The sequence below is a fragment of the Tautonia sociabilis genome, assembly GCF_003977685.1.
GTDB classification, from domain to species: domain Bacteria; phylum Planctomycetota; class Planctomycetia; order Isosphaerales; family Isosphaeraceae; genus Tautonia; species Tautonia sociabilis.
Genome location: NZ_RYZH01000037.1, coordinates 49,005 through 72,752 on the forward strand (window position 1 = coordinate 49,005; position 23,748 = coordinate 72,752).

The following is a 23,748-nucleotide window of genomic DNA, read 5'->3' on the forward strand; positions in this document are numbered from 1 at the left end:
CGGCGTTCTCGATGAGGGATCGGGGAGGGGATCGCCGCGGGCCTTCCGCGCTCGATGGCCCCGCCGTCGTTCCGCCCTCGAGCGTGATTAACTGGTGATCCGCTCCGATGGGCTCGGATGCCCGGGGCGGTTCCGGCCCGAGCCGTCGGCGGGGCGGCCGTCGTCGACGCGGAGGCGGGCCGAGGTGGTGAGCTGGGCGAGGCGATCGGCGATCGTGGCGAAGCAGTCGTCCCAGGAGGCGCCGGAGGAGACCCGGCAGCGGCCGGCGAGGCCGAGGCGGCGGGCGGTCTCGGGCTCGTGGATGAGCCAGTCGATCGCGGCTCGGAGCTTCTCGACGTCGCCGAAGGGGACGAGGACCCCGGTGCGGTCGTGCTCGACCACCTCAGCGACGCCGCCGGCGGCCGCGGCGACCACGGGCTTGCCGTTGGCCCAGGCCTCGAGAAAGACGATGCCGAAGGAGTCGGTGCGGGAGGGCATGGCGAAGAGGTCGATGGCGTCGAAGAAGTCGGCCTTCTGCTCGGCGGGGAGCGGGCCGGTGCGGATCAGCCAGCGTCGGGTCGACGGGGGGAGGTCCGAGGCGAACGCCTCGAAGTGGGGAGAGCTGACGCCGGCCAGGGCGAGGTAGATCGGGTCGTCGGCGGGCCGCTCCTCGTTCAGGGCGAGCACGGCGCGGACGAGGTCGTTGGTCCCCTTGTTCGGGTCGAGCGTGGCCAGGTGGCCGATGAGCGGGCGGCCGGGGGAGATGCGGTACTGCTCCCGGAAGCGATCGCCGAGGCCGCCGCAGACCTCGCTCGGCTCGAAGCCCATCGCCGCTCGGACGATCCGGGAGCGGGGGATGCCCCAGCCGGCCACCGCGTCGGCCTCCAGGCCGGTGACGACGACGACGGCATCGGCTTCCTGGAGGAGGCGGATCTGGTGCGGCCGGGTGTAGTGCTTGCGGACGGGGTCGCCGGGGGTCGCCAGGTGGAGGAAGGGGGTGAGGATCAGCGGCGCGCCGCAGGCGCGGGCCTTCTTCCAGGCGGCGAAGGAGAAGACGGTGAACGGGAAGCCGACGGCGAAGACGGCGTCGTAATGCCCGTCGGCCCGTTCCAGGTCGGGCAGCAGCGGCATGTACGAGGCGAAGCGGCACTGCGTGGGCCAGTGGGGCACGAAGCCGAGGAGCTTGCCGATGTATCGTTGCATCGGCACGTGTCGGACGGGGAAGCGACGGACCCGGGCGCCGTCGACGAGGGACTCGGCGGGCTCGTCGAGCCGGGCGCGGGTCGGGTCGTTGAAGTACCAGAGGTCCCTGGCGTCGCTGGTGAGGACGTCCACCTCGTGCCCCCGGTCCACCAGGCGGCGGACCATGGCGCGGCCGTAGGTTTCGGCCCCGCCGATGCAGGGGGAATAGCGGTGGGTATACCAGGCGATCCGCATCGCGAGCAGCCTCCTCGGGACGAGGCCCGGACCTTGCTTGGCGGAGAGGACTCGGCCCCTCGGGGGGGGCGGGGGTTCTCAGCGGGACTCGGCGGGCTCGGCGGCCGTTGCCGCGGCGATCGCCCGGACGTGTCCCGGGTCCTCCGCCCCGGCGGGCCGGAGGCAGAGGGCCTTGACGATGAGCGAGGCGGGGTGCAACTCGCCCTCGAACCGTTTGCGGAGGCGGTCGAGGTCGACGGCGCCATCGACCTCGATCCGGAGCCGGCCCCGGCCTCGGGGCAGGCGGAACGGGGGAGTCTGGTAGATCTCATACGAGCCGGGAGCCACGGCCCAGGAGGCGAGCTCGGTCTGGCCGTCGAGGAGCGCGACGCGGCGCGCCTTGCCCAGCGCCCGGGCCTCGATGGCGAAGACGAGCGGCCGATCGGGGTCGGGGTTGTAAGTCTCCAGCCAGGAGGATCGCGTCGCCAGGCGGACGAAGCCGTCCCTGGGCAGCAGGTGGTAGCCGCCCCAGCCCTCGGAGCCGAGCACGACGGGGGACCGAGGGGGGTCGAGCCGGTCTCGGTCGACGACGGCGACCTTCCCATCGTCGAAGCAGATGGCGTCGGAGAGCCGCTCGGCCATCCGGTCGACGCCGTAGCGAGGCCAGGAGCCCGCCCCCTCCTGCCCCACCCAGCGGTGGAGGACGGCGAAGCGGAGGTTGTGGGTCGTGAGGTAGAGCCAGGCGTAGTCTCGGAAGCCGGCAAGGCGGACCAGGTCGAAGCTCTCCTCGCCCGTCGCGGGGAAGGAGGGCTCGGCCATCCTCGTGTCGATGAACGGGGAGTTCCAGCTCAGCAGGTCGTCCTGCGGCCGGTTCTGGTGGCCGGAGTAGCCGGCGGTCGTCCGGCCTCGGTGCAGCGCCTGCCAGTAGGTGTACATGGAGTTGATCGCGAGGGCGTTGCCGGAGTTCATCTGGGGGACGTCGACCCAGGCGGCGTCGGGGGCATGCGATCGGATCCAGGAGTAGGCGGCGGGCATCGGGGGGATCGGCTCGGACGAATACGGGACGTGCGCCAGGTCGGCGACGGCCAGCGCGGCGACGAGGGCGAAGGCGAGCCGTCGCGTCGCGGGGCGGGGCCAGCGGCGGCTCAGGTCGGCCCAGGAGGCGCCGGCGAGAATCGCCGTGCAGACGGCCACGAACAGCTTGAACCGCCCCGGGGCTCGGATGAGCCGGAAGGGGACGAACCAGTCGAGATCGCGGAGCCAGCCGGCCGGCAGCTCGACGCGGTGGGAGCCGTAGCGGAGGGTCGACCCGAGCGACAGCACGACGAGCATCGCCGCCGTCGCCCACCAGTAGCCGGACTCTCGGAACCGCACCCCGCCCAGCCCCGCCCGGGCGACCAGGACGAGGGTGACGACGCCGAGGTAGGCCATCCCCTCGCCCGAAACCCCGGCCGCGCCGTAAGGGTCGAGCGGGAGGAAGCCCTGGAGCGCCTGGCCCGGCACGGGGACGAGGTAGGCCCACCAGGGGGCGCCGAACTGATCGAACTCGGCTTTCGGTCGGAGCCCCGCCTGGCCGTGTAGCACGTTCCAGACCTGCCCGGCGAAGAGCAGCAAGATCGCCGGCAGGGTGGCCGCGGCGAAGCCGAGCGACCAGGCCAGGCGTCCCCGGAACCAGCGTCGGCGCTCTCCCCGGGGCTGCCGGATCGCCTTCCAGGGCAAATACAGGGCGGCCGGGAAGATCGCGAAGACCATGAAGTACGCGGCGCACGACGCCACGAGCACGAATCCGGCCGCCGCGGCGAGCATCCTGCCGAAACCCGGACGGTCGAGGAACCGCATCCAGGCCAGCAGGAACAGCGGGAAGCCGCCGACGTAGATGAGTTCAACGTGGGCGTGCGAGTGGACCAGCACCGGCCCGCTGAGCATCGCCAGCAGGCCGGCCAGGGCGGCGCCGGCGTCGTGGCGGAGGACGTGGCGGGCCAGGGCGAAGGTGCCCATGCCCGTGAGCAGCAGGCCGACCAGCCAGACGACGTTAAAGCAGAGGACGTCGTTCGAAGAGAAGGCCGACGCGACCAGGTAAACAAGTGATTGCAGGTGCAGGGGAGAGAAGTTGCCGATCGGTGCGCCGACGGGGTATTGCAGGTCGGGGCAGACCAGCGGCGATCGGCCCTCCAGCAGGCAGGAGCGGTACCAGCGCATGACCCAGAGGTGCTGGAGCGGGTCGCCGAGGGAGGGGAGGCGGGAGGCGAAGGTGGTCGCGAACGGCCAGGTCGCCGCGACGATGGCCAGGGTGTAGAGCCCCAGCACGGCCAGGGGGTGCCACCGCCGGTCCTCTCCGGCGGCGGGCTCGATCCGGTCGCTTGACTCCTCGTCCGACACGTCGACCTCCCGGCCCTCGCCGCGATGCGCACTCGCCCTCCCGACCGATCCCCGGCTCGGCGGCCGGTCAGCGGACGGCGACCCCCTCGGGAGTGCCCATCAGGGCGAGGTCGCCGGGGACCCTGCGGTCGTAGATATAGACGCGGGCCTCATCGGGGTCGGCCCCCTCGGGGACGATGACCTCGGGGCGGAGGGGGCCGATGAGCGATCGGATGATCCGGCAGTATTCCCAGGGGCCGTAGACGTGGGCCTCTCGGGCGACCACCCAGCGGGCCTGCTGGTCGGCGCCGGCGAGGATCACGTCGGCGAAGGTGTAGCCGTCGAAGCCGCCGTAGAACTGCGACCAGCCGGTAAGGTCGACGACCTTGTCGCCGGGCTCGGCGTGCTCGACGAGCCAGTCGGCGGCGTCGCGGTAGGCGGCGTAGGGGCCGTTGAGCGGCTGGGCATGGCGGGGAAGGCCGGGGCTGGCCAACGCGAGGGCGGCCAGCAGCCAGAAGACGGGGCCGGGGCGGATCGCCTCGCCGGGGGCGCCGAGCAGCCGGCCGGGGATCGTCACCGATCGGAGCAGGCGATCGACCCCCAGCGCCGCGAAGGGGACCAGCAGCAGGGCCGGCACCATCGCGTGCCGGGGGCTGCAATAGCCGCCGGTCGCGTGCAGGCGCACCAGGCCGAGGAAGGCGGCCGAGAGCAGCACTCCCAGGAACAGCCACTTGCGCGAGCCCAGCCCGTCGCGACGGGCCGTCAGCAGGCCGAAGGGGACGATCAGCAGCACGGGGACCGTCACCGCGTCCCGGATCGACTCGAAGACGATCTTGACGGCGACGGCGTAGGTCCGGATCGCCGACTGGTCCTCGTCGAGCGGGCGGTTGCGCTCGACCGCCTCGTTGCTCGAAGGCGGCGCCGAGCCGATCAGCCGGGCGATTGCCGGCTTGGTGCCGATGCCCCCCTTGGCGGCCATGTACGGCCCGACGAGCACCGCCGGGCCGATCACCAACAACCCCACCGCGGCCCACCAGCGCGGCCAGCTGAGGCGGGTCGATCGAAGCATCGGCATCAGCAGAAGAGTGGCGACCATCGCCGCTGGCAGCAGCACTCCCTCGGGGCGGGCGAAGTAGGCAAGCCCCGAGGCGGCGATCATGGGCGCCAGCCAGATGAAGCGGCCGTCCTTGAGGAAGCGCAGGGCCGCCCAGAGGCCCCAGGTCCAGAAAAGCAGGAAGGTCCCCTCGCTGAGCACGTCGGCCAGGACGTTGCTCATGACCGGGGCCAGGTACGAGAGCAGGACCGCCATCCACGCCGATCTCGGGCCGACGAGCTCGACGGCCACCAGGTAGAGCGGGATGACCAGCAGGATGCCGGCCATCACCGAGGCCATCTGGGCGGCGCGCTGCCAGTCGAGTGGGCTGTCGCCCCCCTCGAGGCCGTGGGCCCAGGAGATCGCCAGGGGATAGGCGGGGTGGTCGATCGACTTGAGCAGGCCGCCGACCAGGGCGCCGGAGTCGATCAGCTTGGCTTGGCGGATGTAGCGCAGGCCGTCGGCGTAGAGGATCGACGTCCGGGAGGTCTTCCAGATCAGCAGGGATCCGGCGGCGATCATCAGGACGACGACGACGATGCCGTGTTGCAGGCGGTTCAAGCGACCCCTCCCTGGGACGCTCGGATCGCATCGCCCCCGAGGCGCCCGGGGGGCCGATCGCGTTGGGAGCGATGTTCTACCGGCTCCGCCCGGCGGCGTCGAGGGGAATCGGCCGCCGGCGCCGGGGGGTCCGCGTCGGCTCGGCGCCTCGGATGGCCCGATCGGCGAAGGCGAGCACCTCGATCCCTCGGGGCCCTCGTCCCGGGCCCAGCTCTCGGGCGATCCGGGAGACGGCCCGCCAGGCCCTCCCCTCCTCCGGGCGGCCGAGCAGCCGGCAGCGGAGGCTCCCCAGCGCCGCCTCGGCGGCGACGAGCCGGGCCAGGGCGGCGAACTCGAACCGGGGGCGGTGCTTGAGGAAGTAGAGCAGCTTGCTGTGCCGGGTGACAACCCGGAGCATCGGGCTGACGGCGCGGGCCTGGAGCGGCCGGAGGTGGGCGACCTCGACCGCGTCGTCGAACTCGACGGAGCGGCCGAGATCGCGGGCGGATCGGCAGAGGGCGACCTCCTCGTGGTAGAGGAAGAAGTCCTCGTCCATGCCGCCGAGGTCGCGGAGCAGCTCGGAGTGGACCAGCATGCAGGCCCCGGTCACCCAGGGGACGGGGCCGGTCCGGGTGCGGCGGAGGGGGCGGTACTTGCGTCGGGAGCGGGGCGTGACCACCTCTCGGAGGCAGCCGAGCAGCGTGGGGAAGGGGCCGACGGAGTGCTGCCGGCTGCCGTCCTCGTTGCGGAGGGCGAAGCCGACGACCCCGGGAGGGCCCTCGGGGCGGGCCTCCAGCAGGGCGATCCGCCCCAGGACCAGGGGGAGCAGGTCGGCCCCGGCGAGGACGTCGGGGTTGAGCAGCAGGAGCCATCGGGCGGCGGTCGACCGCCAAGCCGTATTGACTCCTGCGGCGAAACCGGCATTGTCAGGGCGACAGATCAACCGGACCCCCGGCAGGAGGCCGAGGAGGGCCGGCGGGGGATCGTCCGAGGCGTTGTCGACCACGACGACCTCGCAGCGGCCGAGGGCGGGATCGATCCCCCCGGCGATCTCGGCGACGAGCCGGGCGGTATCGGGCCAGGAGTTGAAGTTGACGATCACGACCGCGAGCGCCGGAGGCGTCGGGCCGCACCCCGAGTCGGAACGTCCGGCGATCATGAGTGCTCGGCCCTCGTCGTCGGGCGGACCCGGGGGGAATCCGGGAGAAATCCTGGAAGACCGATGTCGGCCCGGCCGATGGTAACGCTTGAGCCGATTCGCAGAAGCCCGATTTCGCGGCCGGGGGGCCGCCGGCCGGGGGCGAGGGCCGCCGGCCCCATCGCGACACCGAGGACCGGTGCAGACCCGATGAAGGATTCACCCGAGCCCATGATGCCCCAGCTCTCGGCCTCCCGCGTCGGCTCGACGGCCGATCCCGGTCGGATCCTGATCGTCGGCGCCCGTCGCCGGCTGCGGGGCCTGGCGAGCCTGCTCGACCAGGGGCCCTGGGCCGGCCTGCGGATCGTCGGGTTCGTCGACCGCTCGGGCCGGGGCCGGCAGTTGGCGATCCACCCGGGGGCGGAGCCGGTGCCGGTGCTCGGCGGTCTGGACCGGCTGCCGGACGTGATCCGGCGCTGCCGGGCGACGCACGTCATCGTCGCCCTGGAGGGAGGGCCGTCCCGGCGGTCGGATGCCGAGCTGCGCGCGCTGGAGGCGCCGGAGCTTCGGGTCCACTGGGTCGGCAACGACGCCGAGCCGGCCTCGAGCGGGCCGGCGGCCGGCCTCGACGTGCCTCATCTGCGGTTCCGGCCCTCCCGCCCCCCGCGCCGGGCGATGCACGCCGGCCGGGCGGCGAAGCGGCTGGTCGACGTGGCGGTCTCGGCCGCGGCCCTGGTGCTGCTGTCTCCCCTCTTCGCGGCGATCACGCTGCTGATCTACGCCACCTCCGGCCGGCCGATCTTCTACATACAGGACCGGGTCGGCCAGAACGGCAGGATCTTCCGGATCATCAAGTTCCGCAGCATGCGGCCCAACGCCGAGAGCGACACCGGGCCGATCTGGGCCGCCAACCACGACGACCGCTGCACCCCCGTCGGCGACTGGCTCCGGCACACCTGCCTCGACGAGCTGCCGCAGCTCATCAACATTCTTCGGGGAGACATGAGCCTCGTCGGCCCCCGGCCCGAGCGCCCCATGTTCGTGGAGCGGTTCACCGAGGAGGTGCCCGAGTACCCCCTGCGGCACGTCGTGCCGGTGGGCCTGACCGGCTGGGCCCAGGTGCACGGCTGGCGCGGACGAACCTCGATCAAGAAGCGGCTCCAGTACGACCTGGATTACGTCCGCCGGTGGTCCTTCTGGCTCGACATCCAGATCCTGTTCATGACCGCCCTGCACGTCGCCTTCGGCAAGGTGGACTGGGGGGTTCCCCGGAACCGGAGGGTCGAACGTGAGCAGACCGACGCTCTCGGTCGTGATACCCACCCATAACGGCCGATCGCTGCTGGCCCCCTGCCTGGAGAGCCTCCGCCGCCACCGCCCCGAGGGCCTGGATCTGGAGGTGATCGTCGTCGACGACGCCTCCTCCGACGGCACCGCCGAGTGGGTGGCCGCCCATCACCCCGAGGCCCGTCTGATCCGGCTGGAACCAAACGGCGGCTTCTGCGCCGCCGCGAACGCCGGGATTGCCGCCGCCCGGGGCGAATTCGTCCAGCTCCTGAACAACGACGCCGAGGTCTGCGACGGCTGGGCCGAGGCCGGCCTCTCCCCGTTCGCCGACCCTCGGGTGGGATCGGTGGCCCCCCTGGTGCTCGTCCGCTCCGATCCGAGCCGCGTCGACTCGGCCGGCGACTCCTACGCCTTCTTCGGCTGGCCGAGCAAGCGCGGCCACGGCCAGCCGGCCTGGCGATGGGAGAGGAGGCGGGCGGAGGAGGTCTTCGGCGCCAGCGCTTCCAGCGCCTTCTACCGGGCCGAGGCCCTCCGGCGCACGGGGGGATTCGATCCGTCCTACGGATCGTATTATGAAGACGTGGATCTTGCCTTCCGTCTCAGGTGGGCGGGGTATTCCTGCGTCTTCGCCCCGGATTGCCGGGTGCGGCATGACGTGTCGGCGACCTACGACCACGGTAGCCCGGCGCTCCATCGGAGAATGGCCCGCAACGCCGAGGCCCTCTTCTGGTCGAACCTGCCGCTGCCCTGGCTGGCGGCGGCGGCGGTGCCGCACCTGGCCTTCCTGGGTGTGCAACTGGCCTGGAAGGCGTCTCACCGGCGGGCCCGGCCGTTCCTGGAGGGGAAGCGGGACGCGATCGCGGAGCTGCCCCGGTTCCTCCGGGGCCGTCGGGATCGCGCCGAGCTGGCCCGATCGGCGGCGGCTCGGCCGGCCTTCCGCCTGGGGGTCGCCCCCATGCGGGCGGCGGTCGATCACGTCCGCCGGCCGGTCGGGGCCGGGGCCTGACCTGTTCCCGGGGCTCGATCGAGGGGCGATCGGCGACTTCCGGGATGATCCCGGAGCCTCCGAGGGTCGTGCCCCGCTCCCCGAGGGCGGGGAGCGGGGGGCGGGACGGTGTCGAGCCGGCCGGGGAGGGGCGGGACGTTCCCGGGGGGGGAAGCTCCCGCGATCGGGAGCGGTCAGGCCGACTTCGCGGCGACGGCGGATCGGGCGGCCTCGGCGACCTTGGCGGCGGTCAGGCCGTACTTCTCGAGGAGGCCTTCGGGGGTGCCGCTCTCGCCGAAGGTGTCGCCGAGGTTGACGAATCGGATCGGCACCGGGTGCTGCTCGGCGAGGGTCATGGCCACGGCGCTGCCGAGGCCGCCGTGGGCCAGGTGCTCCTCGGCGACGACGAGGGCGCCGGTCTCCTTCGCGGCGGCGAGCAGGGCCTCTCGGTCGATCGGCTTGACGGTGTGCATGTCGAGCACTCGGGCCTGGATGCCGGAGGAAGAGAGCTCCTCGGCGGCGTCGAGCGCGGAGGCGACCATCAGGCCGTTGGCGACGATGGTCAGGTCGGAGCCGTCCCGGAGCTGATTCGCCTTGCCGATGACGAAGGGGGCGGGGGCGTCGTCGGGGTAGACCTTGGGCACGTCGGGGCGGCCGGTGCGGAGGTAGACGGGCCCCTTGTGGTCAAGGAGGGCCCTGGTCGCGGCCCGGGTCGACGCCTCGTCGGCGGTGACGAGGACGACGAAGCCGGGCAGCGAGCAGGCCAGCGAGACGTCCTCGATCCCCATCTGAGAGGCGCCGTCCTCGCCGATGGAGATGCCGGCGTGGCTGCCAACGACCTTGACGTTCAGCCCGGGGTAGGCAACAGCCATGCGAAGCTGATCATACGCATTGCACATGATGAAGGCGGCGAAGCTGGCGATCACGGGCGTCTTGCCGCAGGAGGCCAGGCCGCCGGCGATGCCGACGAGGTTGCTCTCGGCGATGCCGATGTTGAAGAAGCGGTCGGGGAATTTCTTGCCGAACCACTCGGTGCGGGTGGAGTTGGAGACGTCGGCGTCAACGACGACAACGTCGGGATACTCGGCCCCGAGGGCCTCCAATGCTCTGCCGAAGGCGTCTCGGGTGGCCTGGCCGATCGGCCGCCTGGACTGCAACGCGGAGGAAGCTCCCGCCATCGGTGTCGTCGCCTCGTCGTTCGGGATCGCTTGGGTGTCCGGTGTTCCAGCTCGGGGAGGGTGGGCCGGGGGGCGGTCGGTCCTCCGGGGCGAGACGTTCGGGGGTGGCCCCCGGGAGGACGAACCGATCGACCCGGCGGGCAGAGGCGGTCAGGAGCCGCCGGCCTCGACCTCGGCGATGGCGGCGTCGAGGTCGGCGGGCTTGATGGGCTTGCCGTGGTAGTTCGTGTCGCCAAGCGTCTCCAGGAGCTTCAGCATGCCCTGGCCCTTGTGCGTCAGAGCGACGATGCAGGTGGGCCGGCCCTTGACCTGCCGGGCGCGACCGAGGGCGGCCATAACCTCGCCCATATCGTTGCCGTTGATCACCTGGGTATGCCAGCCGAAGGCGGTGAACTTGCCGTCGATGGGGTCCATGTTCAGGACCTCCTCGGCGGCGCCGGTCTGCTGGAAGTGATTGCGGTCGACGATGCAGGTGAGATTGTCGAGCCCGTACTTGGCGGCCGAGGCGGCGGCCTCCCAGATCTGGCCCTCGCCGAGCTCTCCGTCGCCGGTCAGGACGTAGGTGTGGTACCCCTTGCCGTCGACCCGGGCGGCCAGGGCGTGGCCGACGCCGATGGAGAGCCCCTGGCCGAGCGAGCCGGTGGAGGCCTCGACGCCGCCGAGCCGCACCATGTTCGGATGCCCCTCCAGCGGGCTGCCGAGCTTGCGGAGGGTCAGCAGCTCCTCCTTGGGGAAGTAGCCGGCCTCGGCCATGGCGGCATAAAGGACGGGCGCGGCATGCCCCTTGGAGAGGATGAAACGGTCGCGGTCGGGCCATCGGGGGTTCTTCACGTCGTAATTCATGAACCCGCCGAAGTACAGGGCCGTGACCACCTCGGCCGCCGACATCGAGCTGCTCGGGTGGCCCGAGCCAGCCTCGGTCGTGCTCCGGAGAATGTCGACTCGGATTGCCTTGGCCCGCTGCTTCAAGGCGTCGATGGTCTCGGACACGGTCGCCTCCTCGGTCGTTTCCAGGCTTCGGTGAGCTCCAACGATACGAACCCCGAACGCCCTCGGACAAGGGGTCTTCCCCTCCCCGAGCGGCCCGGGCCTGGCCCGAACGCATCCAATGGCGGCATCGCGATTCCAAGAGCTCAGCCGCTCCGCCGCGGATCCGTCGGGTCCGACGATGGCCCCGACGTTCCGGCAATCGCGATCCTGGAGACAACCTTCGGGCGATGTCGAGGCTGCAAGTCGGCCGCGTCTTTACCCTGGTCGGCTCCGGACGATTCGGGACGACCTGGCTCGGATCGCTGATCGACAGCCATCCGAATGCCGCGTTTCGCTTCGAGCCGTTCCACCGGTCGAGCGATTCCCGGCCAGAGGTCAAGCGAACGCTGCAACGTTTGGGCGCTTCGGATGTTCGACCGGGAGGCCGACGCCCGCAAGCACGCCCTGCTCTGGAGGATCGAGACGGAACAGGCCTTGCGCCGTCTCGACAAGCGAGCCGGGGGCCTCCGGCACCATCGCGACGACTCCGGCGACGCACGGATCGGCCCGTTGCGGAGCGCCCCCGAACTCAGCCCGGCCGAGGCGGACCCGAAGCGGAACGATGTCCGGGTCGGCGGCCCCGGCGGGGAACCAGTTCGGAGAGGTGTCCGTAGCTGACCTGCACGCGGCCGTCTCGGCCGAGGTCGGCGACCTTGACCGAGTCGGCAAGGGTCAGAAACCGGATCACGCCGTCGGGCTCGAGGCGTCGGGTGAGCATGGTCCGGCACCGGCCGACCGGCCCATGACCGTGCGACCCGATCCAGATCAGGTCGGCCCCCCCACCGCTCGGCCTCCGCGATGAGCTCCTGCTGAGGCTGTTCTTCGAGGACCTCGTACTCACCCTTCAGGCGGCCCGGGTCCTCCCGATGCGGGGGTGACCTGACCCCAGACTGCCCAGGATTCTAGGAATCCATGAACTAATCATCTGAGGACATGAGAACTGAGAACATCAGAATTAATCGGCCACGTCGAGGGCGGCGGCCTTGACCCGGTCCAGCACCTGCATCTGGGCCAGGCCGTCCTCGGCGGGGGGGACGAGCGTTCCGGCGGCGACGGAGCAGGCGAAGGCGTCGATCATGCGGGCGTACTGATTGGCGCCGTCGAAGGAGAGGGCTTCGGGCCCGGCGCCCTCGGCATCGGAGCCGGCGGCGAACCGCAGGGCGGTCGGAAGGGCGGGGGGGAGGTAGGCGTCGGGAACCCGGATCGACCCGGATGTGCCGACAAGTTCATACTCGCATCGGAAGGGGGCCTCGAAGCTGCAGTCGACCAGGCCGATGAGCCCGCCGGGGAAGGCGAGCTCGGCGGTGAGCGTCAGGTCGACGCCCGAGGGGTGCGGGTGCCGCAGGGCTCGGACGGCGACCGGCTCGGCCCCGGCGAACAGCCGGCAGGTGTTCACCCCGTAGCAGCCGACGTCCCAGAGGGCGCCGCCGCCCCGCCTGGGGTCGAGCCGCCAGTCGCCTGGTTCGATCGGGAAGGAGAACGAGGATCGGATCAGCCTCAGCCGGCCGAGGCCGCCCTCGCGGACGAGCGTCAGGAGGGCCGCCGTGCGGGGCTGGTGCCGCCACATGAAGGCCTCCATCAGCAGCACGCCCCGGGAGCGACCGTGCTCGACCATCGCGGCGGCCTCGACGGCGTCCAGCGCCAGCGGTTTTTCGCAGAGGACGTGCTTGCCGGCGTCGGCTGCCGCGAGCACCCAGGGGCGGTGCAGCTCGTTGGGCAGGGGGATGTAAACGGCGTCGACCTCGGGGTCGTCCAGGAGGGCTCGGTAATCGCCATACGCCTTCACCGCGCCGAACTCCTCCGCCCACGATCGGGCCGTCGCGACGTCCCGGCTGGCCATCGCGAACACGGTGCCCCACTGCGAGGCGAGGATGCCCGGCGCCAGCCCTCTCCGGGTGATCCGGGCGCAGCCGAGGATGCCCCAGCGGAGCGGCCGGGGCGGGGAATCAGGAGTCGTGGGCATGGGGGGCTCCGATCGGGTGGGTTCGGGGCGGGTCCAGGGCGGGCGGCGTCCGTTCGGGGCGTGGTTGCCGATCGAGCGTAGCCCATCCGGCCGCCGGACGCGACCGGCCGGTTCGGGATCGCCTGATCGGGTCCCGGGAGGGGAGACGATGGCCGATAAGCGGCTCGGGCAAGCCCCCCGCATCGGCGAGCGAACGCCATCCCTCGCCCCTCGGGCGCGATCAGGTGACGGGTTGCCGGGGCTCCAGAACGCGGTCATGATGCCAGGGAAGCCCGAATGAGGAAACCAGATCGGATCGGGACGAAGACGAAGTGGAGACGATCGGATCGGGTCGGATCGGCAGCACCAAGAGCCAGAGGAGAATAACCTTACCATGAACATGCTTCGAATGATGATCCTCCAGGGGGCGGCCGCCCTCGCGCTGGGGATGGCGGCTCTCGCCGCGACCGCGGCGGTGCCGGCGCTGGACGAGGAGGGCAAGACGATCTTTGACGGCTCGGGCCCCGAGGGCTGGGTGAACAACAACACCCTGGAGCCGATTCCGTCGTCGGCCGTGCAGGAGGAGGGCCTGAACCCGCACGGCATCGGCGCCTATGTCGTGCTCTACAACCGGAAGGTGAAGGACTTCGTCCTCGACTTCGACTACAAGCTCTCCCCCGGGTGCAACTCCGGCGTCTTCCTCCGGGTCGGCGACCCGAAGGACCCGGTGATGACCGGCCTGGAGGTCGCTCTCGACGATACGAAGGGGACCGGCTACCACGACCCGGGGGCGTTCTACGACCTTGTCCGTCCCGACACCAACGCCCAGAAGCCCGCCGGCGAGTGGAACCACATGACCATCACCGCCCGAGGGCCGATCGTGACCGTCTCGATCAATGGCACCCTGGTCAGCCGCATCGACCAGTCCGCCTTCCCCGAACCGGGCAAGCGTCCCGACGGCTCCGACCACAAGTTCCGCGACGTCGCCATCGCCGACCTCGTCCAGGAGGGGTACTTCGGCTTCCAGGACCACGGCTCGGACGTGTGGTTCAAGGATATCCGCCTCAAGGAACTCGGCGACTAGCGCCCGGGTCGTCGGATGCTTCGCTTCAGGGACGGGGCCGAGTGCCCCAACCGGCCTCCGCCCCTTCTCCCCGAGTCCGGCCCGAGCCGAGGGGTTCTCGGCGGGGTTTGAACCCCTCGATCTGACGATCACCGACGGGGGTCTCCGATCACCACGCTCCCGGAGCGAGCCGGGGCGGATCGCTCCGGGCTCGTGCTTCGAGCCCATCACACGCTCGAGTCCCCCCCAATGGGCGGGGAGGCGAGGCGGATGCCGGGCCTGCCTGGTGCGATTCGCTCGACCCCGACCACCTGGCTCCGACGCTCCACGAGGATCGGCTCCCGCCAGGAGCCAAGCAGGCACCCAATCCGCTCCCGGCAGCCGACTTCTGACCGGCATCCGCCGAATGCGGACGGGCATGGTGGAGGCGAACCTCGGGCGGCTCAACGAGGAGGCGAGGCGGTCTCACGTCGATGAGCTGATCGCCCGCAAGCAGGCCGGGCCGGGCCGGAAGCATCGATCCTCGACGAAATGGACCTGGAGAGGCACCGCCGGGAGTCCAATCGGTTGGTGGCCGAGCTCGAGCGAGTCGGCGCAGCGGGCCAGCAGGCTGCCCGACGCCCCGTCGGCTCGCCCGGCCCTGAACGACCTGCTCGAGCGGCTGAGGATGCGGTCCGGGACTCCGGAGGGCGTCTCCCCTCGGACCATCCGCTGAAGGGCGATGCCGTCGGGAGGCAGGACCGTTGGGAACTGGGTGCGGCGGGCGACGGTCGCCGACGTCGGGGGGATCGGGCGCCTGTCGCCGACGTCGGGGGAGGGACCAATGCCCAGGAACGTGACCAGGAGCGGCAAGCGGGATCGCCCGAAGACCGCGGTGAAGGGCAAGCGGTATCGGTGCGCCATCTGCCGCAAGCGGAGCCCGAAGCCGGTGAAGACGCCCGCCCCCTGGTACTGCCCCAGGTGCCTCGGCGAGCGGGAGGAGGGCCGGGCGGACTCGGAGGAGGCGCCCGGCCGCGACCGAGGGATCGGCCCCGAGGTCGACGATCCCGGCCGCTCTTCCCAGGTCCGAAGGAAGTCGGCTCCCTGTGCGTCCGGGCGGACTCGGATAGAATGAGGGGCCAGAGGGCCCGCCAGGAGGGTCGTCCCCGGGATCGCTGGCGGGACGGGAGGCTCCGGGGGGAAGGTCGGGCAATCAGGCCGGCCTCGGCCCGATCGGGACGTGGCCCCAGACCGCCCAGGACCGGCAGGAGGGCGCAAACGCGAGGGGCGCAACGGCATGGTGACGGCGACCCTGGCCGAGTTCCTGGAGCGGCTCCTTGGCGAGGGGCGTGTGGCGTTCCGGGGACCTCCGATGGCATCAGCGACCGGCGACGACCGCGCGGCGGCCGTCGTCATCCTGCGCACCGCGTTCGCCGAGGACCTGATGGAGCTGGCCGGCCCCCCCCTGCCCTTCGACGAGAAGACGGCGATCGCCGCCGCGGAGTGGACCCGCCGCGCGTGCTGGTTCCTGATCAGCCGGGGCGAACCAACCGAGGTCGTCGACCGAGCCCTGGGGGGATTCCCCATGCCTCGGGACGCCTCGGCGCACCTGGCCGCGGACCTGACCTTCCGCTACCTGCCCGCCCTCCGCCGCCGAGCGCGGGCGATCGACCCGGACGACGTCCTCTCCCGTCGGCTGGACGAGGTGCTCCGGCGCTGGCCCCTCTCCGGAGTGCTGGCCGACCTGGACGCCTCCCCCGAGTCGCCAACCGACTTCGACGGCCACGAGGGGCTGCTGCTCCGTTTCTCGGAGCGGCTGATCGACCACGAGCGCCGCTCCTGGGCCCCGGGCTCTCCCCTCGGCCGGGAGATCCTGGCCCTCGCCCTGGAGGCGGCCGGGCGGCCCAGGTCGGCCCTTCTGGGCCCCGACACCCGCGATCTCGAAGGCACGAACGATCCCAAACATGAGCGCCAGCCCCCGGGACGGGCCGGGGCCAGGGCCGGAGGAACCGACGGTGGCCGAGGCTGACCCGATCGCCGCGGAGGTCGTCGCCCGGCTGCGGCGCGACGTGATCGACCCGCTCAAGGCCCGCTTTGTCGGCCGGGACGAGGTGGTGGACCTTATCGCCCTGGCCGTCGTCTCGGGAGAGCACCTGTTCCTGCTCGGCCCCCCCGGCACGGCCAAGTCGGCCGTGATCCGGGCCTTCGCCGAGGCGGTGCAGGGCCGCTACTTTGAATATCTGCTCACGCGATTCAGCGAGCCGAATGAGCTGTTCGGCCCCATCGACCTCGTCCGACTCCGCGAGGGGACCGTCGCCACCGTCACCTCGGGGATGCTCCCCGAGGCGGAATTCGCCTTTCTGGACGAGCTGTTCAACGCCAACAGCGCCATCCTGAACAACCTGCTCGCCGTCCTGAATGAGCGCGTCTACCGCCGAGGGGCGGAGGTCCACCGCCTGCCCTTGCTCTCCCTGTTCACCGCCTCGAACCACCTCGCCGAGGACGAGGCACTGCGCGCCCTTTTCGACCGCTTCCTGCTCCGCTGCCACGTCGACCACCTCAAGCGGGACGCCATGCCCCGGCTGCTCGCCGCCGGCTGGGAGCTGGAGCGATCGGTGTCGCCCGCCGCGGCCGTCTCCTCGGCCGACCTCCGGGCGCTGTCCCGCCGCATCTACGACGTGGAGCTCTCGGGAGTCTCCGCCGCCTATGCCGAGCTGGTCTGGAAGGTCCGGGACCTGGGGGTGGCCCTCTCCGACCGCCGGGCCGTGAAGGTGCTGAAGCTGGTGGCCGCGTCCGCCCTGCTGAGCGGCCGGCTCCAGGCCCGGCCGGCGGACCTCTGGGTCCTGCGTTACGTCTGGGACCGCGAGGAGCAGATCGACCCGCTCCGCGCTCTCGTCGGCTCGGTGCTCGACCAGGCCGCCGCCGCCGATCCGGACGCCCCCCGCCACCCCCTCGCCGATCCCCCCGACCGCGTCGACCCCGAGGACCTTGCCCGCCAGCTCGACGACCTCTCGCACCAGCTCTCCCCTCCCGACGGCCGTCCCCTCGGCCTCACCTCGCTCGCCCGACTCCGAGAGCGTCTCTCCGAGCTGGCCGACCGCGCCGCCTGGGTCGCCGACGACGCCTTGCGGCGGCACCTGATGGAGCGGGCAGGGGAGCTGATGGGGAAGCTCCGGTGAGGGCGGGATCGGGAGGAGGCTGAGGCGGCATCGAGTGACGACCGGTTCTTGACCCCGTTGCATCAGGTTCTCCATCCACTTCGCCGCGATGTCGAGATGATGAATCCCCCCCCTCGCCGTCCTCCCCCTCCCCTCTGGCCGCTCTCTTGCGCCCGACTCGCCCGGCTTCCCTGCTCGGGTCTGCCGGCGCTGGCCGCGCTGCGTGCCCGGCCGGACATCAGGGTGGGGGTGGCAGGAGAGACGGCCTGGATCTCCTGGGACCCGGCTGACTCCGCGAGGGACGAGGTCGTCGAGGCCCTCCTCCCCGTGCCGGGTGCGGTCTTTTTCCGCCAGGGCGAGGAGGACGGCCGGTGGTATCGCATTGGCAGCCGACTGCCCGACCTCGACGCCCGGTTCCCCGTCAACCTCGACGACGACGGCGAGTTCCCCCTCCGGGCCGAGGCCGGCGCTGCCCCGGCCCTGCCGCTGCATCGGGTCCTCGTGCCCGGTCCGATCCGATGGGAGCCCCCCTCGGGTGCTTGGGAGCCAGTCCGGCTCCGGCTGGAGCGGGACGACCGGCCCCGGCCGGCCTCGGCCCTGCTGGCAACCGCCGGGGCGCTGCTCCCCTGGGCCGAGTCCGCGCCGACGGCCCGGCTCGGGGCGCTCCGGGCGGCCCGGTCGGGCGACCGGGTGCTCGTGTTCGGCCGGAGGCTGCCGCCGATCCCCGGCGCCGGCCGCCTCTGGGGGCACCGGGTGCTGATCCCGCTGGGGATGAGGGCGGAGCCGGCCCTGCCCGAGCCCAGGCTGGCCGAGGCCCTCGGCCTGGCCGACGATCAGCTCGCCCTGATCGGGCCTGACGCCCGGATCGAGCGTCTCCCGTCCCGGGTGCTGGTCCCTCTCTCCCGGCAGGCCGCCCGGCGGATGGCCGGCATCTCCCCGGCCGACCGGCTCGCCAACGGTTCGGCCGACGATCCGGGAGGACGGGCATGATCCCCGCCGACTCGTACCTGCACATTCCCGAGGCATACGGCCGGTGGCTCGGCGGCCTGCGCTGGTCCGACGGCGGCGAGGCGGTCGAGTTCCCCAGCGGCGAAACCTTCGCCTTCAGCCGGGAGCTGTCCCTGTTCCTCGAAGGGTTCGCCGCCGGCCGCGACCCGATCCACTTCGCCCACATTCTGCACCTGATGCACCTGCTGCTCCGGGGCCCGCTGAACCGGGAGCCGGCGATGCCGATGGATCTGGTGGGCGGCTTCGCGGTGCTCGGCCGCCCGCACCGCAACGCCGGGGCCTTCTGCTCCCGGCTCTGCGCCGAGGTCCCCGGCCTGCCCGATCCCCCGGATGTCGAGGCCGTGCTCCGGCTGCTGGTTGCCGGCGCCGCGGTGGGGGATTACCGAGAACTTGACGAGGATGCCGGACTGGTTCTCTGGGGAGACTACGGCGGAGGAGCCCGGGGCGGCTGGCCGGGCGGCGACCGGTCCGCTCCCCCTCCGATCGACGAGCCGCCGCTGCCCCCGGCCCACTTCGAGCGGCTGGTGCTCGAACGCCTCGCCCGCCAGACTCCCGAGCAGGTCCGCCACTGGTTCCGCCACGGCCGGGCCCCCGAGGCCGATGCCTCGGCCGTGGCCGACCGCGTCGAGGCCGAGCTGCCGAGATCATTCCGGGAGGCCCTGGAGCCGCTGCTCGACCGCCCCCGCCTGGCCGGCTCCGCCGGGCTGCTCGACCGCCTCGTTGGCGCCCTCGCCCTGCCCCCCCGCCGCCTCGCCCGGGAGGCGCTGCCCACCGGAGGCTACGCCGACCTGTCCCACCGCGGCCTCCCCGAGCGTTTGCTCCCCTCCCAGCACGCGATCGACCCCGACGAGTTCCTCCGCCGCTTCGCCGAGCACGAGCTGCTCTACTATCGCCGAGAGGAGCCCCACGCCCCCGAGTCGGAGGAACTCCTCGTGCTCATCGACCAGGGCGTCCGCACCTGGGGGGCCGTCCGCTCCGTACTGGCGGCGGCGGCCGTCGCGCTGGGCCGCCTGGCCGACCGGCGCGGGGTCGGCATGAGGCTGGGGACCTCCGCCGCCCCGGGCCGGCTGGTCGACCCGATCCTGGCCGATCCCGAGGAGCTTGCCTCGCTCCTCGAGGCCAGCGACCTCTCCCCCCACCCCGGCCCGCTGCTCGCCTCGGCGCTGGTCGAACCGGCCTCCCCGGCGGCCGGACCGCCCCGGCGCCGAGACGTGGTCCTGCTGACCCATCCCCGATCGCTCGACGAGCCCGAGGTTGAGGCCCTCGCCCGCGTCCTTCCCCCGGGCGACCGCCTGTTCGCCCTGGCGGTCGACGATCGCCGAGACGTCCAGCTCGCCGAGCTTCGCCGAGGCCGGCCCGTCCCCCTCGCCCGCTTCCGAGCCGAGCCGATCAACCGCTCCCTCGCTCCCGCTCCCAGCCCCGTCCCCACCCCGGCGCCGGGAGACTGGGGAGGCGATGTCGAGCCGATCGGCTTCCCCTTCCGCTGCCCCCCCTGCGGCGGTCCGCCGCCGAAAGGATCGGGGCCGATGTTCGCCTTCGACGAGGCCGGCGAGTGGCTCGCCGCCGTCGGCCCGCACGGCGTGCCCCACGCCTGGCGCGTGGACGGCTCGGCGGCCCAGGCCTGGCCGCGCGGATTCTCCGGAGGCGAGGTCGTCCGCACGGTCGACGCCCTGATCGGCGTGGCCGGCGGGTTCGCCGTCATCGGCCGCCTCGGCGACGGCGACCGCCCCGTGGCCGTGCACTACGACCTGATTTCCCGAACGGTGCGCACGTATGTCAAGTACCTCTCCGACGCCCCGGTCTGGGACTGGTTCTATCTCCGCGAGTCGCACGCCCTGATCGCCCGGGGGCCCGACGAGAGCTGGTACGTCGACCTCCGCACCGGAGGCCGCTACTCGTCGCAGGACCGCTGCTCGTCGGAGGCCATCGCCCGGGACCTCGCCCGGGTCGACGCCCTCTCCATCCCCCCTCCCCGACTGCTGACGCTCCACGACGACGACACCCGGCCCAGCACCGGCCCCTCGGCCCGGCTCCGGCGCGCCACCGGGACGATCACCCTCGACGGCGTCCCCCTCTCCTGGCGTCCTTTCCGCCCCGTGTCCGACGGCCAGCCGGTCCTGGCCGGCCGTCGCCTGGAGCGAGCCCTCTACCGCGGGAGGACGCTCGCCCTTTACGTCCCCGGCCGGGGAGGGGCCGGGGCGTCCCCCTCCTGCTGGCTCCTCTTCCAGGGGCCCGACCCGACCCGGTTGCCCGACCGCCCCGCCCTCGGCCCGGATGACCTGGCGCTTTCGGCCGACGGCGCCCTCGTCGCCGTCCGAGCCGGCGAGAACCGCTACGCCGTCCACGCCGCGGCCGACCCCGGCCCCCCGCTGCTGACCACCCCCCGCGCCGGCATCTCCGGCCGGCCCCACATCGGCCTCGGCCGAGACTGGATGGCGATCCATGAGGGCCCGCAGGTCACGCTCGTCCGCTGGGATCGCGGGGCGCTGGACGTCCGCTCCGCCTCCATCGACCTCGCCTCCACGCTCAGCGACCCGACGCGGGGAGGCCTCGGCTCTCCGATGCTGGCCACGGACCGCCGCGGCCATCTGCCGGCCTGGGCCTCCTACGACCGGCGCCGCTTCAAGGCCACCTGCCGGGGCGTCGGCCTCGTCGCCGTGATCGACGCCTTTGGCCACGTCGCTCTCGCCGACCCTTCCGGCACCCTCGTCTGCATCCTCCTCGCCTCCCGAGGCCGCCTCGCTGCCTGGCTGCCCGACGGGACGCGCCTCGGCCCCGCCGAGCTCACTGGCGCTCCTCCCTCCCCTGGTGCCTCGGCTCGCATCGCCGAGGCCCTCCGCGAGGCCTCCCGCCGCGCCTAGCCCCGGACTGGATGCCTGATGCCGGATCTTGGATGATGGGACAATGTCATGCGGTCGGCGGCGTCGAGGGCCATCGGAGGGGCCGGTATCCCCGAACTCCAGCGTGATTCGTCAACCACGATCGCCCATCAGGCCGGGATTCCCACGCGGAACGCTCCGTCTCTGCCATCCGCCCCCGTCTTCCACGATTCGCGACGAGCCATCACCCTTCTCGGATCGTTCCCGAGGACCCCTCGCCCATGTCCCCCTCCTCCCCGCCGATCCGCCTCCCGCTCTCGCTCCGGAGACGGTCCGAGCCGGCGCCGGCCGAGGCGTTCCTGCTGCCGGGCGGAGGGGCCGCGGCCGCCCTGGCGCTGCTGGGAGGGCCGGCGGGGGAGGACGCCCTCGTCTTCGAGGTGGCCGGCGGCCTGCTCGTCGCCGGAGGAGGCGGGGAGGGGGGCCCATCAGCCCGCCCGAGGCCCAACTCCCCGGCGGCGCCGGGCGCGATCCGCCTCCGAAGACTCGGGGCGTCCCTGTTCCTGCCGGTTGACGCCGACCTCGTCCCCGCTCTGCTGCCCGACGAGGTCGAGGGCCTGACCCGGGACCGCGGCCTGGTCGTTCTGCCCGGCGGATCGGTCCTGATGTTCGACCCCTCCCGGCCGCTGCCGATCCCCCTTCTGCTGGCCAGCGACCCCCTCGACGCCCCCCCGTGGGAGGCCCCTCCCCCGGGGCCCTCCCGGGCCGATCGCCTCGTCGAGGTGACCCTCGAACGCCCGGGAGACGTCGCCGACGACGGCCTCGACGCCGCCGGCGACGACATCGGCACCGAGGAGCCCCGCCCCAGGGACACCGGCGCCCCGAGACGGCTGGTCGGCGGCGCGCAGCTCGGGATCGGCCGGGGCATGATGTGGCTCGGTCAGAAGCTCGGCATGAAGGGCCTGGCCTCTTTCGGGGCCGGCTGGATCGGCTCGGCCCTGTCGATGGCCCCCCGGCTCGGCGAAGCGCTGCTGGGCAAGCAGGAGGGCGCCCTCCGCGACCTGCTCCGCGAGTTCCGAGAGGGGGACATCGACCGCGCCCTCCGCCGCGCCCCTCCCCTGGGCAAGGGGATCGAGCGAGGGGCCGCCACCGCCGGCACCGCCGACCTCCCCGACCGCGACCCGACCTACTCCCTGCCCGAGATCCTCGGCTCCTCGGCCGCCGGCGGCGGCCGCGCCGCCTACTGGCTCGGCGGCCTCGACGTCCAGCAAGAGCTCATCCGAGAGTACCACAAGGCCGCCCAGGCCGCGGCCCGCCGCGGCGACTATCGTCGCGCCGCCTTCATCTACGCTCGTCTGCTGGAGGATTACCGCCTGGCCGCCAATGCGCTGCTGCGGGGCGGCCTCGCCCGGGACGCCGCCCTGATCCTCCTGGAGAAGCTCGACGACCGCCCCGCCGCCGCCCGGGCATTCGAGGCCGCCGGGGAATTCGACCGAGCGCTGGAGCTCTACCGCGCCGTCGGCGACTTCGAGCGTGCCGGCGACCTGCTCGGCCGCCTCGGCGAGCACGACCTTGCCCTCGACGCCTACACCGCCGCCGCCGACCGCATTGTCGATCGAGAGCGGGACCACCTCCGGGCGGGCGAGCTGCTCCGATCCCGGGCCGGCCGCCCTGACCTGGCCGTTCGCTACTTCGAGGCTGGCTGGGCCGACCGCCCCGGGCCCGGCGCCATTGGATGCGCCCTCGAGCTGGCTCGATCGCTCGCCGACGAGGGGGACGCCGACCGCCTCCGCGCACTGGTCGTCGAGGCCGATGCCCTGCTCGCTCCCCCCGGCCTCGAGCCCGACGCCTCCCGCTTCTACAACGAACTCGCCCGGCTCGCCGACCGCCCCGCCCTCGCCCCCTGCCGAGACGAGCTGCGCGACCTCGCCTTGCTCGGCCTCGCGGGCAAGCTCCGACAGCTCGCCGCCTCCCGGCCCTCCCCCGGCATCGTCTCGACCCTCTTCGGATCGGCCCAGGGCTGGGCGGCCGAGCTGATCCGGGACGCCGAGTACGCCGTCCGAGTCTCCTGCCGGCCGTCCTCCTCCCCGGCCCCGGCCCCCCCTCGAATAGCGGAGCTCCGCCCGTGCCGGGTCGCCGACGGCCCCCTCGCCACCGCCGCCGTCGTCCCCGCCGCCGGCGTGGCCTTCCTCGGCACCTGGGCCGGCGACGTCGTCCTCCTGGAGCTGGCGACCGGCCGGTCGACCCGCCTGGGGCGATACGACATGCCGGTCGCCTCGCTCGCCGCCCATCCCTCGGGACGGGCCGTGGCCGTCCTCTGGCACAATGCCGACTCCGGCCGCACCGTGCTCGCGGCCTACTCCCGGCGCCCCGACGGCTCCTTCCAGATGACCGAGGGGCGCTCCGAAACCGCCCGAGCCACCGAAGGCCGGCCGTTCCTGGCCCCCCCCTCCTCCGACACCCTCGACGCCGTCTCCTACTGGGACGGCCGCCGCCACACCCTGCTCCGGGGCCCGTCCCTCTCCCCCTGGGCCGAGTTCCCCCGGGGAGACGCCCCCGACTCCGAGGGGTCCGACGTCACCCCCGGCGACGACGACTTCGACGACCCCATCCCCGGCCCCTCGCCCCCCCCGAAGGCCGCCCTGCTCCTGCCCCCGGCCGGCCCCGAGAGCCTCCCCAACCTGCTGGAGCTCGGCCCCGACAGCTCCTGGGCCTGGCTCGCCCCCGACCTCGGGCCCGTCGATCGCATCCCGATCCCCTGGACCCCCGTCCCCCCTCC

At 72.8% G+C, this 23,748-nt stretch carries 16 protein-coding genes; 8 read left to right on the forward strand and 8 right to left on the reverse strand.

Features of this window, described 5'->3' with window-relative positions:
- Positions 1–87: 87 nt before the first annotated feature.
- The 4 genes from TsocGM_RS17850 to TsocGM_RS17865 form a co-directional block, all read right to left on the reverse strand.
- Positions 88–1,416, reverse strand: coding sequence for a glycosyltransferase family 4 protein (locus TsocGM_RS17850; protein WP_126726823.1), 1,329 nt, complete (start codon positions 1,414–1,416; stop codon positions 88–90).
- 78 nt (positions 1,417–1,494) lie between these two features.
- The gene (locus tag TsocGM_RS17855; RefSeq protein ID WP_126726824.1) at positions 1,495–3,774 is read right to left on the reverse strand and encodes a hypothetical protein; all 2,280 of its coding nucleotides are present in this window, start codon (positions 3,772–3,774) and stop codon (positions 1,495–1,497) included.
- A 67-nt stretch (positions 3,775–3,841) separates the two neighbouring features.
- Positions 3,842–5,407: a glycosyltransferase family 39 protein gene (locus TsocGM_RS17860; RefSeq protein ID WP_126726825.1), complete on the reverse strand. Its 1,566-nt coding sequence runs from the start codon at positions 5,405–5,407 to the stop codon at positions 3,842–3,844.
- A gap of 76 nt (positions 5,408–5,483) precedes the next feature.
- Positions 5,484–6,545 carry a glycosyltransferase gene (locus TsocGM_RS17865; RefSeq protein WP_126726826.1) on the reverse strand — a complete coding sequence of 354 codons (1,062 nt, stop codon included), beginning with the start codon at positions 6,543–6,545 and terminating at the stop codon, positions 5,484–5,486.
- A 189-nt stretch (positions 6,546–6,734) separates the two neighbouring features.
- Here TsocGM_RS17865 and TsocGM_RS17870 point away from each other — a divergent pair, with 189 nt between their 5' ends.
- The gene (locus TsocGM_RS17870) at positions 6,735–7,853 is read left to right on the forward strand and encodes a sugar transferase (RefSeq protein WP_233579004.1); all 1,119 of its coding nucleotides are present in this window, start codon (positions 6,735–6,737) and stop codon (positions 7,851–7,853) included.
- Entirely contained in the window at positions 7,813–8,817 is a 1,005-nt protein-coding gene (locus TsocGM_RS17875; RefSeq protein ID WP_126726827.1) for a glycosyltransferase family 2 protein, read from the forward strand. Before TsocGM_RS17870 ends, TsocGM_RS17875 begins: the two co-directional genes overlap by 41 nt.
- 173 nt (positions 8,818–8,990) lie before the next feature.
- Here TsocGM_RS17875 and TsocGM_RS17880 read toward each other — a convergent pair whose 3' ends face one another.
- The 4 genes from TsocGM_RS17880 to TsocGM_RS17895 all read right to left on the reverse strand — a co-directional run bounded on the left by TsocGM_RS17880 (position 8,991) and on the right by TsocGM_RS17895 (position 12,966).
- Entirely contained in the window at positions 8,991–9,974 is a 984-nt protein-coding gene (locus TsocGM_RS17880) for a transketolase family protein (protein WP_126726828.1), read from the reverse strand.
- A gap of 150 nt (positions 9,975–10,124) precedes the next feature.
- Positions 10,125–10,964, reverse strand: a complete 840-nt coding sequence (locus TsocGM_RS17885) for a transketolase (RefSeq protein WP_126726829.1) — start codon at positions 10,962–10,964, stop codon at positions 10,125–10,127.
- A gap of 568 nt (positions 10,965–11,532) precedes the next feature.
- Positions 11,533–11,721: a hypothetical protein gene (locus TsocGM_RS17890; protein WP_126726830.1), complete on the reverse strand. Its 189-nt coding sequence runs from the start codon at positions 11,719–11,721 to the stop codon at positions 11,533–11,535.
- Between the two features lie 237 nt (positions 11,722–11,958).
- Entirely contained in the window at positions 11,959–12,966 is a 1,008-nt protein-coding gene (locus TsocGM_RS17895; protein WP_126726831.1) for a Gfo/Idh/MocA family protein, read from the reverse strand.
- 373 nt (positions 12,967–13,339) lie between these two features.
- Between TsocGM_RS17895 and TsocGM_RS17900 the strand changes: the two genes are divergently transcribed.
- From TsocGM_RS17900 to TsocGM_RS17930, 6 genes are all read left to right on the forward strand, one after another.
- Positions 13,340–14,029, forward strand: coding sequence for a 3-keto-disaccharide hydrolase (locus tag TsocGM_RS17900; RefSeq protein ID WP_233579005.1), 690 nt, complete (start codon positions 13,340–13,342; stop codon positions 14,027–14,029).
- A 1,255-nt stretch (positions 14,030–15,284) separates the two neighbouring features.
- Entirely contained in the window at positions 15,285–16,016 is a 732-nt protein-coding gene (locus TsocGM_RS17910) for a hypothetical protein (RefSeq protein WP_126726832.1), read from the forward strand.
- Positions 15,952–17,166, forward strand: a complete 1,215-nt coding sequence (locus TsocGM_RS17915) for an AAA family ATPase (protein WP_126726833.1) — start codon at positions 15,952–15,954, stop codon at positions 17,164–17,166. Before TsocGM_RS17910 ends, TsocGM_RS17915 begins: the two co-directional genes overlap by 65 nt.
- Before the next feature lie 96 nt (positions 17,167–17,262).
- Positions 17,263–18,135: a hypothetical protein gene (locus TsocGM_RS17920; protein WP_126726834.1), complete on the forward strand. Its 873-nt coding sequence runs from the start codon at positions 17,263–17,265 to the stop codon at positions 18,133–18,135.
- Complete coding sequence (locus TsocGM_RS17925; RefSeq protein ID WP_126726835.1) at positions 18,132–21,014, forward strand: hypothetical protein; 2,883 nt, start codon at positions 18,132–18,134, stop codon at positions 21,012–21,014. Before TsocGM_RS17920 ends, TsocGM_RS17925 begins: the two co-directional genes overlap by 4 nt.
- 239 nt (positions 21,015–21,253) lie before the next feature.
- A partial coding sequence (locus TsocGM_RS17930; RefSeq protein WP_148114884.1) for a tetratricopeptide repeat protein occupies positions 21,254–23,748 on the forward strand: 2,495 nt, incomplete at its 3' end.